Raw genomic sequence first — 14966 nt, 5'->3', positions numbered from 1 at the left:
TCATGACCCTGGCGGTCCGAGTCATCCCCTGCCTGGACGTGGACAACGGCCGGGTCGTCAAGGGCGTCAACTTCCAGAACCTGCGCGACGCGGGCGACCCCGTCGAGATGGCCAAGGTGTACGACGCCGAGGGCGCCGACGAGCTGACGTTCCTGGACATCACGGCCTCGTCGGGCAACCGCGAGACCACGTACGACGTCGTGCGCCGCACGGCCGAGCAGGTGTTCATCCCGCTCACCGTCGGCGGCGGCGTCCGCACCCCCGAGGACGTGGACAAGCTGCTGCGGGCGGGCGCGGACAAGGTCGGCGTCAACACCGCCGCCATCGCCCGCCCCGACCTGATCCGCGAGATCGCCGAGCGCTTCGGCCGCCAGGTCCTCGTCCTGTCGGTGGACGCCCGCCGCACCGGGTCGGGCTCCTTCGAGGTGACCACCCACGGAGGCCGCAAGGGCACAGGCATCGACGCCGTCGAATGGGCGCACCGGGCCGCGGAACTCGGCGCGGGCGAGATCCTGCTCAACTCGATGGACGCGGACGGCACCAAGGACGGCTACGACCTGGAGATGATCCGGGCGGTCCGGGGGCACGTCACGGTCCCGGTCATCGCCTCGGGCGGCGCCGGCCGGCTCACCGACTTCCCCCCGGCCGTCGAGGCCGGCGCGGACGCGGTGCTGGCCGCGTCGGTGTTCCACTTCGGCGACCTGCGCATCGGCCAGGTCAAGGAGACGCTGCGGGGGGCGGGTCACCCGGTGCGGTGACACCCCCGTCCGCCGGAAAGCCCCGGCCGCGCCCTGCGGCCGGGGCTTTCCCACGCCCTCAGATGCCCAGCTGCTTCGACTCGTGGAGCTTCGCGATCGCGTTCTCGTCGCCGTCCAGGCCGACCTTGGCCGCGCTCTGCCGACCGTAGGAGAACAGGACCAGTTCGGACGGCTCGCCGGTCACGGTGACCACCGGGGTGCCGCGGTGCGCGACCGCCGTCTGGCCGTCGGGGCGGCGCAGGACCAGGCCCGTCGGGACGCCGCGGCCCATCAGCCGGGCGGTGCGCTCCAGACGGGACCACAGGGCGTCCTGGAAGACCGGGTCGAGATCGCGCGGCGACCAGTCGGGCTGGGCGCGGCGCACGTCCTCGGTGTGGACGTAGAACTCGATGATGTTCGACGCCTCGTCGACCGGCTTCAGGGAGAAGGGGGAGAAACGCGGAGGTCCCGTACGGATCAGCTGGATCAGCTCCTCGTACGGCTTGTCGGTGTACTCCGCCATCACCTTGTCCAGGCGCGCCGCGAGCTGCTTGATCAGCATCCCGCCGGCGGCGTCCGGACGGCGTTCGCGCACCACCACGTGCGCGGCGAGGTCCCGGGTGGTCCAGCCCTCGCACAGGGTGGGCGCGTCAGGGCCCGCGGTCTCCAACAAATCGGCGAGGAGGAGTCGTTCACGCTTGGCATGGGTCGACATGCGGCCCAGCCTACGGCCGGCCCCCCGGTCCGCCCAGTGGACACTCCACCGGGCCCGTCAGTGGCGCGCGGCACAATGGTCGTCATGACCAGCACGCCCGCCCGTCGCCCGGCCGCCGCCCCCCACGGAGGCGCTTCGCGCCACAGTGCTCCATCCGGTCGCCTCGACCCGGAGATCGCCGCGCGCCTCAAGCGCAGCCCCGACGGCTTCCTGCCCGCCATCGCCCAGCAGTACGACACCGGCGAGGTGCTCATGCTCGGCTGGATGGACGACGAGGCGCTGCATCGCACCCTGACCACCGGCCGCTGCACCTACTGGTCGCGCAGCCGCCGCGAGTACTGGGTCAAGGGCGACACCTCCGGCCACGTCCAGTGGGTGAAGTCCGTCGCCCTGGACTGCGACGCCGACACCGTGCTCGTCAAGGTCGACCAGGTCGGAGCCGCCTGCCACACCGGCGCGCGCACCTGCTTCGACGAGGACGTACTCCTCAAGGACGGCGGTCCCGACGGCTCCGCCACGGATCAGTAAGGTCAGCCGCCATGGACCTCGAGACCTTCCGCAAGCTCGCCACCGACCGGCGGGTCATCCCCGTCACCCGCAAGCTCCTCGCCGACGGCGACACCCCGGTCGCGCTCTACCGCAAGCTCGCCGCCGAGCGCCCCGGCACCTTCCTGCTGGAGTCCGCGGAGAACGGCCGCTCCTGGTCCCGGTACTCCTTCGTGGGCGTGCGGTCCGCCGCCACGCTGACCGCACGCGACGGGCAGGCCCACTGGCGCGGCGCCCCACCCGTCGGCGTCCCCACGGACGGCGACCCCCTCGCCGCCCTGCGCGCCACCATCGAGGCCCTGCACACACCGCACCAGGAGGGCATGCCGCCCTTCACCGGCGGCATGGTCGGCTACCTCGGCTACGACATCGTCCGCCGCCTGGAGAAGATCGGCCCCGGCGAGCGCGACGACCTGAAACTGCCCGAGCTGACCATGCTCCTCACCAGCGACCTGGCCGTCATGGACCACTGGGAGGGCTCGGTCCTGCTGATCGCCAACGCGATCAACCACAACGACCTGGACACCGGCGTCGACGAGGCCCACGCCGACGCCGTGGCCCGCCTCGACGCCATGGAGGCCGACCTGTCCCGCCCGGTGGCCCAGCCCCCGGCCGTCCTCCCGCCCTCCGAGCTCCCCGAGTACACGGCGCTGTGGGGCGGCCCCGACTTCCAGGTGGCCGTCGAGGACATCAAGGAGCGCATCCGGGCCGGCGAGGCCTTCCAGGTGGTCCCGTCCCAGCGCTTCGAGACGCCGTGCACGGCGAGCGCGCTGGACGTCTACCGGGTCCTGCGGGCCACCAACCCGTCCCCGTACATGTACCTGTTCCGCTTCGACGGGTTCGACGTCGTCGGCTCGTCACCCGAAGCCCTGGTCAAGGTCGAGGACGGCCGGGCCATGGTCCATCCCATCGCCGGCACCCGCCGGCGCGGCGCCACCCCGCAGGAGGACCAGGCCCTCGCCGACGAACTGCTCGCCGACCCCAAGGAGCGCGCCGAGCACCTCATGCTCGTCGACCTGGGCCGCAACGACCTGGGGCGGGTCTGCGAGCCCGGCTCGGTCGAGGTCGTCGACTTCATGTCCGTCGAGCGGTACTCGCACGTCATGCACATCGTCTCCACCGTGACCGGTCGCGTCGCCCCGGGCCGCACCGCCTTCGACGTCCTCACCGCCTGCTTCCCGGCCGGCACCCTCTCCGGCGCCCCCAAGCCCCGCGCCATGCAGATCATCGACGAACTGGAACCGTCCCGGCGCGGGCTGTACGGCGGCTGCGTCGGCTACCTCGACTTCGCGGGCGACTCCGACACCGCCATCGCCATCCGCACGGCCCTCCTGCGGGACGGCACCGCCTACGTCCAGGCCGGCGCGGGCGTCGTCGCCGACTCCGACCCGGTCGCCGAGGACACCGAGTGCCGCAACAAGGCGGCGGCGGTGCTGCGGGCGGTCCACACGGCGAACCGGCTGGGAAAGGCCTGAGATGGGCCCCGGGTGACGGTTCGCCCGGGGTTCAGGCGATAGTGGGGTACGTGACTGCTGTACCTCACCCCCGTTCCGAAGCCCCCGGATCCGCCCGGGCCGGCCGCCTGAGCCTCGCCGTCGCCCTGCTGAGCGGCGCGCTCGGTGCGGCCGTGGCGCTGCTCGCCACCCGGCAGCAATGGTCGGAGGGCACCGCGACGGTGGCCGGTGGCGCCTTCCCCCTGACCGCCAAGGGCAGCGATGTCACGGGCGTGCCCGCGGCACTCGCCATAGTGGGCCTCGCCGCGCTCGTCGCCGTCTTCGCCGTCCGCCGCGCCGGCCGTTTCGCCGTCGCCGGGCTGCTCGCGCTCTCCGGCGCCGGCATCATCACCGCGGCCCTGCTCGGCGCCTCCGACAGCTCCGCGCTCGACGAGCAGGCCGCCCAGGCCTCCGGCGACACCTCGGCCTCCGTCGACACCCTCAGCCACACCGCCTGGCCGTACGTCGCGGTCGTCGGCGGTGCCCTGATCCTCCTGGCCGGGCTGCTCGCCCTGCGCTACGGCCGGCTGTGGCCCGCCATGTCCGGCCGCTACGAGCGGGGCGGCACGCCCCAGCCGCGCCGCAAGGCCCCCGCCGTCGACCCCGACCGGCCCGAGGACCTGTGGAAGGCACTCGACCGCGGCGAGGACCCGACCGGGGCCTGAGCCGGACCCCCTGAGCCGACACGAGGGGCCGGGGAGCACCCCCGCTCACCCCGCGGGCGCGCGTGCGGGACAATGGGCCCGAGCGTCCTGCTCAGACACGCACACAGCAACGAGGAGCAAGCAATGGCGGGCAGCAGCCACGGTCACACCCCGGCCGCCTGGACCGGTGTCACGATCGCCTTCATCGGTTTCTGCGTCTCGGGCGCGTTCATGGTGCTGGACCAGCCCCTGGGCTTCTGGGCGGGCATGGTCGTCGTGCTCCTCGGCGGTGTCGTCGGCGCCATCATGCGGATGATGGGCCTCGGCCAGCCCAAGGAAGCGCACCAGCCGCACCGGATGACCGGCGACCGCGAGCCGGCCGGCGCCGGGAGCTGACCCCGCGACACAGCACGTCCTCACGTGAGGGGCGGCCGGCACAGTGGTGCCGGAACCGCCCTTCACGTGTGTGCGGGGCACAATGCATACCGTGAACGCCGAGAGCCGAAGGGTGACGCCGAGCGTCCCGAGCCGTCTGGCCGTCCCCGCCGGGGTGCTGGCGGTCGTCGCCGCCGCCTTCGCCTACGTGGGCACCGTGGACCCCAACGAACCCGGCCACTACCCCGCCTGCCCGCTGCTGCGCTACACCGGCCTCTACTGCCCCGGCTGCGGCGGCCTGCGCAGCGCCCACGCCTTCGTCCACGGGGACGTCCCGGCGGCGCTGCACGCCAACGCGCTCGCGACCCTCGGCTATCTGGCCTTCGCCGTGCTGTGGACCGTATGGGTGGTGCGGGCGGTCCGCGGGCGGCCCCTGCGGATCGACCCCCGCCCGGGGCTGGTGTGGGGCCTCGGAGCGTTGCTGCTGGTCTTCACGGTTGTCCGGAACCTGCCCTTCGGTGGCTGGCTCCATCCTTGATCAGCGGGCCGGAGCCCGGTATTGGGGCGCCTCCCGCCCGAGCCGTGCGAAGCTGGTTCGAGGGTGGCGGTGGGACCGGCGTCAACCGGATGTGAGGCCTACGCCCCGCTGCGGATACCATCGCAGTGACCATCGGTTTCCGATCGGTCGCTGGAACGGTCAAGAGTCTGGAAGGGGGCCGCTCGCGTGAGTGTGCTCGACGAGATCATCGACGGAGTCCGTGCCGACCTCGCGGAGCGGCAGGCGCGCGTCAGCCTCGACGAGCTCAAGGAGCGCGCGGCGAAGGCGCCCGCGGCCAAGGACGGCGCGGCCGCACTGCGCGGCGACGGCGTCAAGGTCATCTGCGAGGTCAAGCGCTCCAGCCCGTCCAAGGGCGCGCTGGCCGCGATCGCCGACCCGGCCGGACTCGCCGCGGACTACGAGGCGGGCGGCGCGGCCGTCATCTCCGTCCTCACCGAGGAGCGCCGTTTCGGCGGCTCGCTCGCCGACCTGGAGGCGGTCCGCGCCCGCGTGGACATCCCGGTCCTGCGCAAGGACTTCATCGTCACGTCGTACCAGCTGTGGGAGGCCCGCGCCTACGGCGCCGACGTCGTGCTGCTGATCGTCGCCGCCCTCGACCAGCCCGCCCTGGAGTCCCTCATCGAGCGCGCCGAGTCCATCGGGCTCACGCCGCTCGTCGAGGTGCACGACGAGGACGAGGTCGAGCGCGCGGTCGACGCCGGCGCCCGCGTGATCGGCGTCAACGCGCGCAATCTCAGGACGCTGGAGGTCGACCGCGGGACCTTCGAGCGCGTGGCACCGGAGATCCCCGGCCACATCATCAAGATCGCCGAGTCCGGCGTCCGCGGCCCGCACGACCTGATCGCCTACGCCAACGCCGGAGCCGACGCGGTCCTGGTCGGCGAGTCCCTCGTCACCGGCAAGGACCCCAGGACGGCGGTCTCGGACCTGGTGGCGGCCGGCGAGCACCCCGCGCTCCGGCACGGCCGGGGCTGATCACCGGCTAGGCTTGCCCCGATGACTCCCACCCTGACGACCGTGGACCGGTACGCCCGCCTCGCGCGCGGCTGCCGCCCCCGCGGCTGCCGTGCGCCCGCGCGCCGCGTGCACGGCCGCCGCGTCCGGTACGTCATCGGTGACGAGCCGGGCCAGGTCAACGGCATGCGATGGCAGCGCGCCCTCTAGGGGCGCGGGGCTCTTGTCGACGTGCGGCTACCGCCGCGCGGGCGCGACCAGCCGAATACGGCCCGCAGCCGACAGCCGAACCCTGCCCCCACGGCGATCAGTGCATCCACACACACTCACCGTGAAGGGTTTCGCATGCCCAGCCAGTTCTTCATCCCCGACCCCGAGGGTCGAACCCCCAACCCCGAAGGCTACTTCGGGACATTCGGCGGCAAGTTCATCCCGGAGGCCCTCGTCGCCGCAGTCGACGAGGTGGCCGTCGAGTACGACAAGGCCAAGCACGACCCGGAGTTCGCCAAGGAACTCGACGACCTCCTGGTCAACTACACCGGCCGCCCGTCGGCCCTCACCGAAGTCCCCCGCTTCGCCGCGGAAGCGGGTGGCGCACGGATCTTCCTGAAGCGGGAAGACCTCAACCACACCGGCTCCCACAAGATCAACAACGTCCTCGGCCAGGCCCTGCTCACCAAGCGCATGGGCAAGGCCCGGGTCATCGCCGAGACCGGCGCCGGACAGCACGGCGTCGCCACGGCCACCGCCTGTGCCCTCTTCGGCCTCGAGTGCACGATCTACATGGGCGAGATCGACACCCGGCGCCAAGCCCTCAACGTGGCCCGGATGCGCATGCTCGGCGCCGAGGTCATCGCCGTGAAGTCCGGCAGCCGCACGCTGAAGGACGCCATCAACGAGGCCTTCCGCGACTGGGTCGCCAACGTCGACCACACCCACTACCTCTTCGGCACCGTCGCCGGACCGCACCCCTTCCCGGCGATGGTCCGCGACTTCCACCGGGTCATCGGCGTCGAGACCCGCCGCCAGCTCCTGGAGCGCGCCGGACGCCTCCCCGACGCGGCCGTGGCCTGCGTCGGCGGCGGCTCCAACGCCATCGGCCTCTTCCACGCCTTCATCCCCGACACCGGCGTCCGCCTCATCGGCTGCGAGCCGGCCGGGCACGGCGTCGAGACCGGTGAGCACGCCGCGACCCTCACCGCCGGCGAGCCCGGCATCCTGCACGGCTCACGCTCCTACGTCCTCCAGGACGAGGAGGGGCAGATCACCGAGCCCTACTCGATCTCGGCCGGTCTCGACTACCCGGGCATCGGCCCGGAGCACTCGTACCTGAAGGACTCCGGCCGCGGCGAGTACCGCGCGGTCACCGACGACGCGGCGATGCAGGCCCTGCGCCTGCTGTCGCGCACCGAGGGCATCATCCCGGCCATCGAGAGCGCCCACGCGCTGGCCGGCGCCCTGGAGGTCGGCAAGGAGCTGGGCAAGGACGGGCTGATCGTGGTCAACCTCTCCGGCCGCGGCGACAAGGACATGGACACCGCCGCCCGCTACTTCGGCCTGTACGACACCGACGCCCAGGTCGCCGAGGACGCCTCCGGCACCGCAGAGATCGAGGGGGACGCCAAGTGAGCGGGAACATCCGGCTGTTGAGCGACACCCTCGCCGCCGCGAAGTCCGAGGGCCGGTCCGCCCTCATCGCCTACCTCCCGGCCGGGTTCCCGACCGTGGACGGCGGCATCGAGGCGATCAAGGCCGTCATCGACGGCGGCGCCGACGTCGTCGAGGTGGGCCTGCCGCACAGCGACCCCGTCCTCGACGGCCCCGTCATCCAGACCGCCGACGACATCGCCCTGCGCGGCGGCGTGAAGATCGCCGACGTGATGCGCACGGTCCGCGAGGCCCACGCCGCCACGGGCAAGCCCATCCTCGTCATGACGTACTGGAACCCGATCGACCGCTACGGCGTCGAGCGGTTCACCGCCGAGCTCGCCGAGGCGGGCGGTGCCGGGTGCATCCTGCCCGACCTGCCCGTGCAGGAGTCGGCATTGTGGAGGGAGCACGCGCACAAGCACGGTCTCGCCACCGTGTTCGTCGTCGCGCCCAGCAGCAAGCACGAGCGGCTCGCGCAGATCACCGCGGCGGGCAGCGGCTTCGTCTACGCCGCGTCCCTCATGGGCGTCACCGGCACCCGCGCCAGCGTCAGCAACCAGGCCCAGGACCTGGTGGAACGCACCCGGGCCGCCGGCACCGACCTGCCGGTCTGCGTCGGGCTCGGCGTCTCCAACCCCGCCCAGGCCGCCGAGGTGGCGGGCTTCGCCGACGGCGTGATCGTCGGCTCCGCCTTCGTCAAGGCGATGCTGGACGCCCCGGACGACGCGGCCGGTGTGGAGGCCGTGCGCGTCCTCGCCGGCGACCTGGCCAAGGGCGTGCGCGGACAGGCGTAGGAAGCCGGGACGTCATACGGGTCCCTCGTACGGGTGGACCTGGGGCCGGGGAGGCGCGGTGCGCCTCCCCGGTTCGTTTCCGGGGTGTGAGCGAGAAGAACCGTGAGGGAAAGCGCACCGCCCGGGAGAAGCTGGCGGTCGAGCGCGAGAAGCAGAAGTCCGCGGACAAGCGCCGGCGCGCGCTGATCATGGGCGGCGCCGTCGTCGCCGTCCTGGCACTCGCGGCGGTGATCGGCGTCGTCGCGGCCAACGCCGGCAAGGACGACGACAGCGAGGCCTCGGGCCCGGTCGTGGCCCCCTCGGGAGCGCAGGGCAAGGACGGCCTGGCGATCCCGGTCGGCAAGGACAGCGCCAAGTCCACGCTCACGGTGTGGGAGGACTTCCGCTGCCCCGCGTGCAAGTCCTTCGAGACGGCGTACCGGCCGGTGATCCACGAGCTGACGGACGCCGGGCAGCTCAAGGTCGAGTACCACCTGGTCACCCTCATCGACGGCAACATGCGCGGCACCGGCTCCCGCAACGCCGCCAACGCCGCGGCCTGCGCCCAGGACGCCGACAAGTTCCCCGCGTACCACGACGTGCTCTTCGACAACCAGCCCCCGGAGGTCGACGACGCCTACGCGGACAACGGCAAGCTGATCGAGCTGGCCGGCAAGGTCGACGGCCTGGACACCCCGGGCTTCCGCGCGTGCGTCGAGGACGGCAAGCACAACGCCTGGGTCGCCAAATCCCACCAGGCCTTCGACAAGGGCGACTTCTCGGGCACGCCCACCGTGCTGTTCGACGGCGAGAACATCTACCAGGACCGGACGATGACCCCGGCCAAGCTGAAGCAGATGGTGCAGGAGGCGAACCAGGGGTGAGGGGCGCTCCCACGCCCCCGTTATGGACCCGTAGCCGGGCCGCCCGCCCTCGGCCACGTGCGGCACGGTAGCGTCGACCTTGCCATGGAACTTGCCTTCATTCCCAGCCCGTCGCGCGGTGTGCTGTACCTCGGCCCCATTCCGCTGCGCGGCTACGCGTTCTGCATCATCATCGGCGTCTTCGTCGCGGTCTGGCTCGGCAACAAACGCTGGATCGCCCGGGGCGGGCGGGCCGGCACGGTGGCCGACATCGCTGTCTGGGCCGTGCCCTTCGGTCTCGTCGGCGGCCGCCTCTACCACGTCATCACGGACTACGAGCTGTACTTCAGCGAGGGCCGCGACTGGGTGGACGCCTTCAAGATCTGGGAGGGCGGCCTCGGCATCTGGGGCGCCATCGCGCTCGGCTCGGTGGGCGCGTGGATCGGCTGCCGCCGCCGTGGCATCCCGCTGCCCGCGTACGCCGACGCCATCGCACCGGGCATCGCCTTCGCCCAGGCGATCGGCCGCTGGGGCAACTGGTTCAACCAGGAGCTGTACGGCAAGCCCACCGATGTGCCCTGGGCCCTGGAGATCACCTCCTCGTCGGACGGGCGGGTGCCGGGCACCTACCACCCGACGTTCCTGTACGAGTCGCTGTGGTGCATCGGCGTGGCGTTCCTGGTCATCTGGGCGGACCGCCGTTTCCGGCTCGGGCACGGCCGGGCCTTCGCGCTGTACGTCGCCGCGTACTGCACGGGCCGGGCGTGGATCGAGTACATGCGGGTCGACGACGCCCACCACATCCTGGGCCTCCGCCTGAACGTGTGGACCGCGATCTTCGTGTTCCTGCTCGCGGTGACGTACCTGGTGGTGTCGTCGAAGAAGCGGCCCGGTCGGGAGGACGTCGTGGAACCGGCCGCCGAGGCCACCGGTGACGACGCCGACGGCGATGAGAAGTCCGAGAAGTCCGGGGACGCCGGCAAGGACGACGAGGCCGCGGCCGAGTCCGACTCCGAGTCCGACGCGGCCAGGAACGAGGCCGGGTCCGGGAAGAAGACCTGACGGCCTGGCCCATGTGACATGCCGAGAGCGCCCGGGGATCGTCCCGGGCGCTCTCGGCATGTCAGCGGCGGCGCGCCAGGGACAGGGTGCGCCGGGCGGCTGTCACCACCGCCGCGTCGATGAAGCGGCCGTCCGGGAGGGCCTGGGCGCCCTGCTCCGCGGCCGCCGCCTTGAGGACCGTCTCGGCCCGCTCGATGTCGGCCTCGGTGGGCAGGTAGGCGCGTTCGATCACCGGGAGCTGACGGGGGTGGATCGCGCCGCGGCCGAGAAAGCCCAGGGCACGCCCGTGGGCGCAGGAGGCGGCCAGCTCGTCCAGGTCGCGGGTGTCCGGGTGGACCGACTGGGGTGGCGGGGGCAGACCGGCGGCCCGGGCGGCCACCACCACCCGGGAGCGGGGCCAGTCGAGGCCCGTGTCGTCGCGTACGCCGAGGTCGGCCCGCAGGTCGGCCTCGCCGAGGGCGATACCGCGCAGGTTCGGATGGGCGGATGCGATGGCGTACGCCCGCTCCACGGCGAGGGCCGTCTCCAGGAGGACGTACAGGTCGGTCGAGGCGGCCCGGCGTGCGACACGGGCGACCTCGGAAGGTGAAGTGATCTTCGGGACGCGGAGGCCGCCGAGCCCGGGGGCCGGCGCCAGGGCCGCGATGTCCTGCCCGCCCCAGGGGCCGTCCAGGGCGTTGACGCGTACGTGGACCGGAACGGCCGGCGAGCCGGCGAGCAGGTCGGCGGTGGCCGCGCGCGCGTAGGCCTTGCGGTCGGGGGCGACCGCGTCCTCCAGGTCGATCACGACGACGTCGGCGCCGGAGGTGAGGGCCTTCGCCACCACGTGGGGGCGGTCGCCCGGGGCGTAGAGCCAGGTGAGCGGGAACGCCGTCGGGAACGCCGTCACAGAGCGCCCTCCGCGCGCAGCGCCGTGACGTCGTCCGGGGTGAGACCCAGTTCGGTCAGGACCTCGTCGGTGTCGGCGCCGTGCGGGCGGCCGGCCCAGCGGATCGCGCCGGGCGTGGCGGAGAGCCGGAAGAGGACGTTCTGCATGCGCAGCGGGCCGAGTTCGGGATCGTCGACGGTGGTGATGGTGTCCAGGGCCTGGTACTGCGGGTCCGCCATCACGTCCCGGACGTCCTGGACCGGGGCGACCGCCGCCTCGGCCTTCTCGAAGGCGGCCAGGACGTCGGTGCGGGTGCGCGCGGCGATCCAGCCGCCGACCGCCTCGTCCAGGACGTCGGCGTGCCGGGCGCGGTCGGCACCCGAGGCGAACCAGGGCTCGTCGATCAGTTCCGGGCGTCCGACCAGGCGCATCACGCGTTCCGCGACCGACTGGGCCGAGGTGGAGACCGCGACCCAGGTGCCGTCCGCGGTGCGGTAGACGCCGCGCGGGGCGTTGTTGGGGGAGCGGTTGCCGGTGCGGGGCTGGACGTGCCCGAGCTGGTCGAACCAGAGCGGCTGGGGGCCGAGGGCGGCCAGGATCGGTTCGATCAGGGCCATGTCGACGACCTGGCCCTCGCCGGTGCGCTCGCGTGCGGCGAGCGCCGTCATCACCGCGTACGCCGTCGTCATTCCCGCGATGGAGTCGGCCAGGCCGAACGGCGGGAGGGTCGGGGGCGCGTCCGGTTCGCCGGTGATCGCGGCGAAGCCGCTCATCGCCTCGGCGAGGGTGCCGAAGCCGGGGCGGTGGGCGTAGGGGCCGAACTGGCCGAAGCCGGTGACCCGGGCCAGGACCAGGCGGGGGTTGACGGCCGACAGCTCAGGCCAGCCCAGGTCCCACTTCTCCAGGGTGCCGGGGCGGAAGTTCTCGATGATCACGTCGGTGCCGGCGGCCAGGCGCAGCAGGGTGGCGCGGCCCCCGGGCTTCGACAGGTCGAGGGTCATGGTGCGCTTGTTGCGGCCGAGCATCTTCCACCACAGGCCCACGCCGTCCTTCGAGGGGCCGTGGCCGCGGGAGGGGTCGGGCTTCGTCGGGTGCTCGATCTTGACGACCTCGGCGCCGAAGTCGCCGAGCAGCGTGGCGGCCATGGGGCCGGCGAAGAGGGTGGCGAGGTCGAGGACGCGGAGGCCGGTGAGGGGCGCGGTCATGGGCGGAGGGTCTCCCGGTGGGTGAGGTGGGCGAGGGTGTCGAAGCCGATGCCGTTGAAGTCGCCGATGGAGGTGGACAGCCGGTTCTTCAGGGGGGCCGTCCACCGGTCGGGGAGGGCCGCGGGGTCTCGGGCCAGCAGGCCGGCGATGCTGCCGGCGGTCGCGCCGTTGGAGTCGGTGTCCCAGCCGCCGCTCACCACACGGCAGATCGAGCCGGAGAAGTCGCCGTTCGCGTGGGTGAGGGCGGCGGCGATCAGGGCGGTGTTGGGGACGGCGTGCACCCAGTGGTGGGTGGGGGCATGGATGGCGTGCAGTTCGTCGACGACCGTGTCGAAGTCGTCGTGTTCCCGGGCCAGTCCGACGGCGTGGTGGACGGCTCGGGCGAGGCGGGAGCGTGGCGGGACGACGGTGAGGCCGGTGCGCAGGCAGGAGTGGACGTCGTGTTCGCCGGTCGCGGCGGTCGCGATGGCGGCCGCCGCGAACATCGCCGCGTAGACGCCGTTGGCGGTGTGGGTGAGGGCGGCGTCGCGGTGGGCCTGTTCCGCGGCGGCGGCCGGGTCGCCGGGGTTGGTCCAGCCGTGGACGTCGGCACGGATCAGGGCGCCGATCCACTCGCGGAACGGATTGCGGTGGCGGGCGGTGCGCGGGGGTTCCAGGCCGGTGAGGAGATTGCGGTAGGCGACGCGTTCGGCGGTGAAGGTGCGGCCGGCGGGGAGTTCGTCCAGCCAGGTCCCGGCCACGTCCGTGGTGGTGAAGTCCCTGCCGTGGCGCTGGAGGAGGACGAGATTGAGGAGGGGGTAGTCGAGGTCGTCGTCCTCGGGCATGCCGTCGATGTTCTCGGCGAGGGAGGTTGTCGCCGAGCGGCGGTTCCAGGGGTGCTTGTGGAGGAGGTCTTCGGGGACGCCCCGGGCGGTGAAATAGGTGGTGAGGGGCCAGTTGCCGGTGGAGTCGGCCAGTCGGCGGATGGCGTCGAGGGGGAGTTTCTCGACGGGTTTGCCCAGGAGGCAGCCGGTGGCGCGGCCGAGCCAGGCGGCTTCGAGGTGCTGCGGGGTGGTGGCCGGGGTGCCGGCGTGCTCGGGCCAGTCGGGGCAGGCGGCTCTGATCGAGTCCAGGTCCGTCGGTTCGTCGTCCGCCAGCGCGCTCGGCAGGTCGGCCAGTTCGTCCAGGAGGTCTTCCGCGAGTTGGCGCAGGTAGCGGGAGGCCGGGGTGGGGGAGGCGCCCGCGGTGGCCGGAGCCTCCGGGCCGCCCGCCGCCCGCCAGCGGGCCGCGACGGCCTTCGGCTCCCGGCCGTCCTGGGCCGCCTGGCGGAGTTCGTGGCCGATCAAATCCTCCGGCTGGACCCAGGTCAGTCGGAGCATTCCCGGCCTCCGAGGGACGTGAAGGCCTGCTCGTGGGTGCGTCGGCGGGCCACGTCGCGGGAGAAGATCTCGCGGGCCACGGCGGTGAGGGCGGTCGCCGGTTCCCACAGGTCCAGGCGGCTGGCTTCCGCGACCGTCTTGGCCCAGTCCTCCGGGACCGGTGAGCCCAGGGCCCCCGCCAGGGCACCGGCCATCGTGGCGATGGAGTCGCAGTCGCGGCCGTAGTTCACCGCGCCGAGGACCGCGTGCCGGTAGTCGCCCCGCGCCACCAGCACCATGCCCAGCGCGACCGGCAGTTCCTCGATCGCGTGCAGGCGGGAGGGGCGGCGGGCGCCGAGCGAAGGGGCGCGATAGTCGGGGCCCACCGTGTCGTAGGGGGCGACCGCCTCGCGCAACGGGCGCAGTGCCGACTCGAAGTCCGTGTGGCGGGACGCCTCCTCGCAGACCCGCTCGATCGCGGCCCCGGTGCCGTCCTTCGCGAGGGAGAGGCACGTCGAGACGACCGAGTCGGGGGTCGCGCCCGGCGTGCACGCCGCCGCCACCGCCGCCGCCAGGACGCCCGCCGCCTCACGGCCGTACGACGACTGGTGCGCGCCGGCGACGTCGAGTGCCTCGGCGTAGGCCGCCTGCGGGTTGGCGGCGTTGACCAGGCCGACCGGGGCCATGTACATCGCCGCCCCGCAGTTGACGATGTTGCCGGTGCCGGCCTCGCGCGGGTCGGCGTGGCCGTAGTGGATCCTCGTCACCAGCCACTTCTCCGCCAGGAAGATCCGCTGGAGGGGGAGGGCCTCCGACTCCAGTTCCGGGATCCAGCGCGGCTCGGTCATCAGGTCGGGGACGAGGTGGCCGGCGATCGCGTAGGCGTCGAGGTGGTCGCGGACCCGGGCGTAGACGCGGACCAGGGCGTGCGTCATCAAGGTGTCGTCGGTGACGTGGCCGTCGCCCTTGTGGTACGGGGCGAGGGGGCGGGCCGTACGCCAGTCGTCGCCGTGCCAGGGGCCGACGATGCCGTGGACGCGACCGCCGTGGCGTTCCAGGATCTGCTCGGGGGAGTAGCCCTCGACGGGTCCGCCGAGGGCGTCGCCGACGGCGGCTCCGACCAGCGATCCGGTGATCCGTTCGTCCAGTGTGGCGTTTTGGTGCGATGTGGGCTTCATGGCCGCA

At 72.9% G+C, this 14966-nt stretch carries 17 protein-coding genes; 12 read left to right on the top strand and 5 right to left on the bottom strand.

What is annotated here, in order from left to right:
- Nucleotides 1-2: 2 nt before the first annotated feature.
- The gene (hisF, locus tag ACFY9S_RS14460) at nt 3-758 is read left to right on the top strand and encodes an imidazole glycerol phosphate synthase subunit HisF (protein ID WP_391127391.1); all 756 of its coding nucleotides are present in this window, start codon (nt 3-5) and stop codon (nt 756-758) included.
- Nucleotides 759-816: 58 nt separating this feature from the next.
- On the opposite strand, the gene ACFY9S_RS14455 is transcribed toward hisF, so the two are convergent.
- Entirely contained in the window at nt 817-1452 is a 636-nt protein-coding gene (locus ACFY9S_RS14455) for a TIGR03085 family metal-binding protein (RefSeq protein ID WP_391127388.1), read from the bottom strand.
- Between the two features lie 84 nt (nt 1453-1536).
- Between ACFY9S_RS14455 and hisI the strand changes: the two genes are divergently transcribed.
- The 11 genes from hisI (at nt 1537) to lgt (ending at nt 10371) form a co-directional block, all read left to right on the top strand.
- Nucleotides 1537-1980: a phosphoribosyl-AMP cyclohydrolase gene (hisI, locus tag ACFY9S_RS14450; RefSeq protein WP_391127385.1), complete on the top strand. Its 444-nt coding sequence runs from the start codon at nt 1537-1539 to the stop codon at nt 1978-1980.
- 11 nt (nt 1981-1991) lie between these two features.
- The gene (locus ACFY9S_RS14445) at nt 1992-3473 is read left to right on the top strand and encodes an anthranilate synthase component I (RefSeq protein ID WP_391127382.1); all 1482 of its coding nucleotides are present in this window, start codon (nt 1992-1994) and stop codon (nt 3471-3473) included.
- A gap of 41 nt (nt 3474-3514) precedes the next feature.
- Complete coding sequence (locus tag ACFY9S_RS14440; RefSeq protein WP_102912286.1) at nt 3515-4156, top strand: TIGR02234 family membrane protein; 642 nt, start codon at nt 3515-3517, stop codon at nt 4154-4156.
- Between the two features lie 123 nt (nt 4157-4279).
- Nucleotides 4280-4531 (top strand): HGxxPAAW family protein, encoded by a 252-nt coding sequence (locus ACFY9S_RS14435; protein ID WP_102912285.1) that lies wholly within the window; start codon nt 4280-4282, stop codon nt 4529-4531.
- A gap of 82 nt (nt 4532-4613) precedes the next feature.
- On the top strand, nt 4614-5048 hold the full coding sequence (locus ACFY9S_RS14430; RefSeq protein ID WP_391127377.1) for a DUF2752 domain-containing protein: 435 nt from the start codon (nt 4614-4616) through the stop codon (nt 5046-5048).
- Nucleotides 5049-5234: 186 nt separating this feature from the next.
- On the top strand, nt 5235-6044 hold the full coding sequence (gene trpC, locus ACFY9S_RS14425; RefSeq protein ID WP_391127374.1) for an indole-3-glycerol phosphate synthase TrpC: 810 nt from the start codon (nt 5235-5237) through the stop codon (nt 6042-6044).
- Between the two features lie 21 nt (nt 6045-6065).
- Nucleotides 6066-6233: a tryptophan biosynthesis modulator TrpM gene (trpM, locus tag ACFY9S_RS14420; protein WP_179878816.1), complete on the top strand. Its 168-nt coding sequence runs from the start codon at nt 6066-6068 to the stop codon at nt 6231-6233.
- A 135-nt stretch (nt 6234-6368) separates the two neighbouring features.
- Nucleotides 6369-7652 carry a tryptophan synthase subunit beta gene (gene trpB, locus ACFY9S_RS14415; protein WP_102912282.1) on the top strand — a complete coding sequence of 428 codons (1284 nt, stop codon included), beginning with the start codon at nt 6369-6371 and terminating at the stop codon, nt 7650-7652.
- Nucleotides 7649-8467: a tryptophan synthase subunit alpha gene (trpA, locus tag ACFY9S_RS14410; RefSeq protein WP_102912281.1), complete on the top strand. Its 819-nt coding sequence runs from the start codon at nt 7649-7651 to the stop codon at nt 8465-8467. The genes trpB and trpA overlap by 4 nt, the downstream gene beginning before the upstream one ends.
- A gap of 86 nt (nt 8468-8553) precedes the next feature.
- On the top strand, nt 8554-9330 hold the full coding sequence (locus ACFY9S_RS14405) for a thioredoxin domain-containing protein (RefSeq protein WP_391127369.1): 777 nt from the start codon (nt 8554-8556) through the stop codon (nt 9328-9330).
- Nucleotides 9331-9414: 84 nt separating this feature from the next.
- Nucleotides 9415-10371 carry a prolipoprotein diacylglyceryl transferase gene (gene lgt / locus ACFY9S_RS14400; RefSeq protein WP_391127366.1) on the top strand — a complete coding sequence of 319 codons (957 nt, stop codon included), beginning with the start codon at nt 9415-9417 and terminating at the stop codon, nt 10369-10371.
- 61 nt (nt 10372-10432) lie between these two features.
- Here lgt and ACFY9S_RS14395 read toward each other — a convergent pair whose 3' ends face one another.
- From ACFY9S_RS14395 to ACFY9S_RS14380, 4 genes are read right to left on the bottom strand one after another with little or no spacing between them, the layout of a single operon-like run.
- Entirely contained in the window at nt 10433-11260 is an 828-nt protein-coding gene (locus tag ACFY9S_RS14395) for an aldolase/citrate lyase family protein (protein ID WP_391127363.1), read from the bottom strand.
- Nucleotides 11257-12444, bottom strand: coding sequence for a CoA transferase (locus ACFY9S_RS14390; protein WP_391127360.1), 1188 nt, complete (start codon nt 12442-12444; stop codon nt 11257-11259). Before ACFY9S_RS14390 ends, ACFY9S_RS14395 begins: the two co-directional genes overlap by 4 nt.
- Nucleotides 12441-13802 (bottom strand): ADP-ribosylglycohydrolase family protein, encoded by a 1362-nt coding sequence (locus ACFY9S_RS14385; RefSeq protein WP_391127357.1) that lies wholly within the window; start codon nt 13800-13802, stop codon nt 12441-12443. Before ACFY9S_RS14385 ends, ACFY9S_RS14390 begins: the two co-directional genes overlap by 4 nt.
- Nucleotides 13790-14959: an ADP-ribosylglycohydrolase family protein gene (locus tag ACFY9S_RS14380; RefSeq protein WP_391127354.1), complete on the bottom strand. Its 1170-nt coding sequence runs from the start codon at nt 14957-14959 to the stop codon at nt 13790-13792. The genes ACFY9S_RS14385 and ACFY9S_RS14380 overlap by 13 nt, the downstream gene beginning before the upstream one ends.
- Nucleotides 14960-14966 lie beyond the last annotated feature (7 nt).

The organism is Streptomyces sp. NPDC012474 (assembly GCF_042955185.1).
GTDB lineage: Bacteria > Actinomycetota > Actinomycetes > Streptomycetales > Streptomycetaceae > Streptomyces > Streptomyces cahuitamycinicus.
This window is presented reverse-complemented; position numbering and strand designations above follow the sequence as displayed.

Bases quoted from the DNA above. Each gene is read 5' to 3' on its own strand.
- hisF (WP_391127391.1), top strand. From the start codon at position 3: ATGACCCTGGCGGTCCGAGTCATCCCCTGCCTGGACGTGGACAACGGC.
- ACFY9S_RS14455 (WP_391127388.1), bottom strand. From the start codon at position 1,452: ATGTCGACCCATGCCAAGCGTGAACGACTCCTCCTCGCCGATTTGTTG.
- hisI (WP_391127385.1), top strand. From the start codon at position 1,537: ATGACCAGCACGCCCGCCCGTCGCCCGGCCGCCGCCCCCCACGGAGGC.
- ACFY9S_RS14445 (WP_391127382.1), top strand. From the start codon at position 1,992: ATGGACCTCGAGACCTTCCGCAAGCTCGCCACCGACCGGCGGGTCATC.
- ACFY9S_RS14435 (WP_102912285.1), top strand. From the start codon at position 4,280: ATGGCGGGCAGCAGCCACGGTCACACCCCGGCCGCCTGGACCGGTGTC.
- ACFY9S_RS14430 (WP_391127377.1), top strand. From the start codon at position 4,614: ATGCATACCGTGAACGCCGAGAGCCGAAGGGTGACGCCGAGCGTCCCG.
- trpM (WP_179878816.1), top strand. From the start codon at position 6,066: ATGACTCCCACCCTGACGACCGTGGACCGGTACGCCCGCCTCGCGCGC.
- trpB (WP_102912282.1), top strand. From the start codon at position 6,369: ATGCCCAGCCAGTTCTTCATCCCCGACCCCGAGGGTCGAACCCCCAAC.
- lgt (WP_391127366.1), top strand. From the start codon at position 9,415: ATGGAACTTGCCTTCATTCCCAGCCCGTCGCGCGGTGTGCTGTACCTC.
- ACFY9S_RS14390 (WP_391127360.1), bottom strand. From the start codon at position 12,444: ATGACCGCGCCCCTCACCGGCCTCCGCGTCCTCGACCTCGCCACCCTC.
- ACFY9S_RS14385 (WP_391127357.1), bottom strand. From the start codon at position 13,802: ATGCTCCGACTGACCTGGGTCCAGCCGGAGGATTTGATCGGCCACGAA.
- ACFY9S_RS14380 (WP_391127354.1), bottom strand. From the start codon at position 14,959: ATGAAGCCCACATCGCACCAAAACGCCACACTGGACGAACGGATCACC.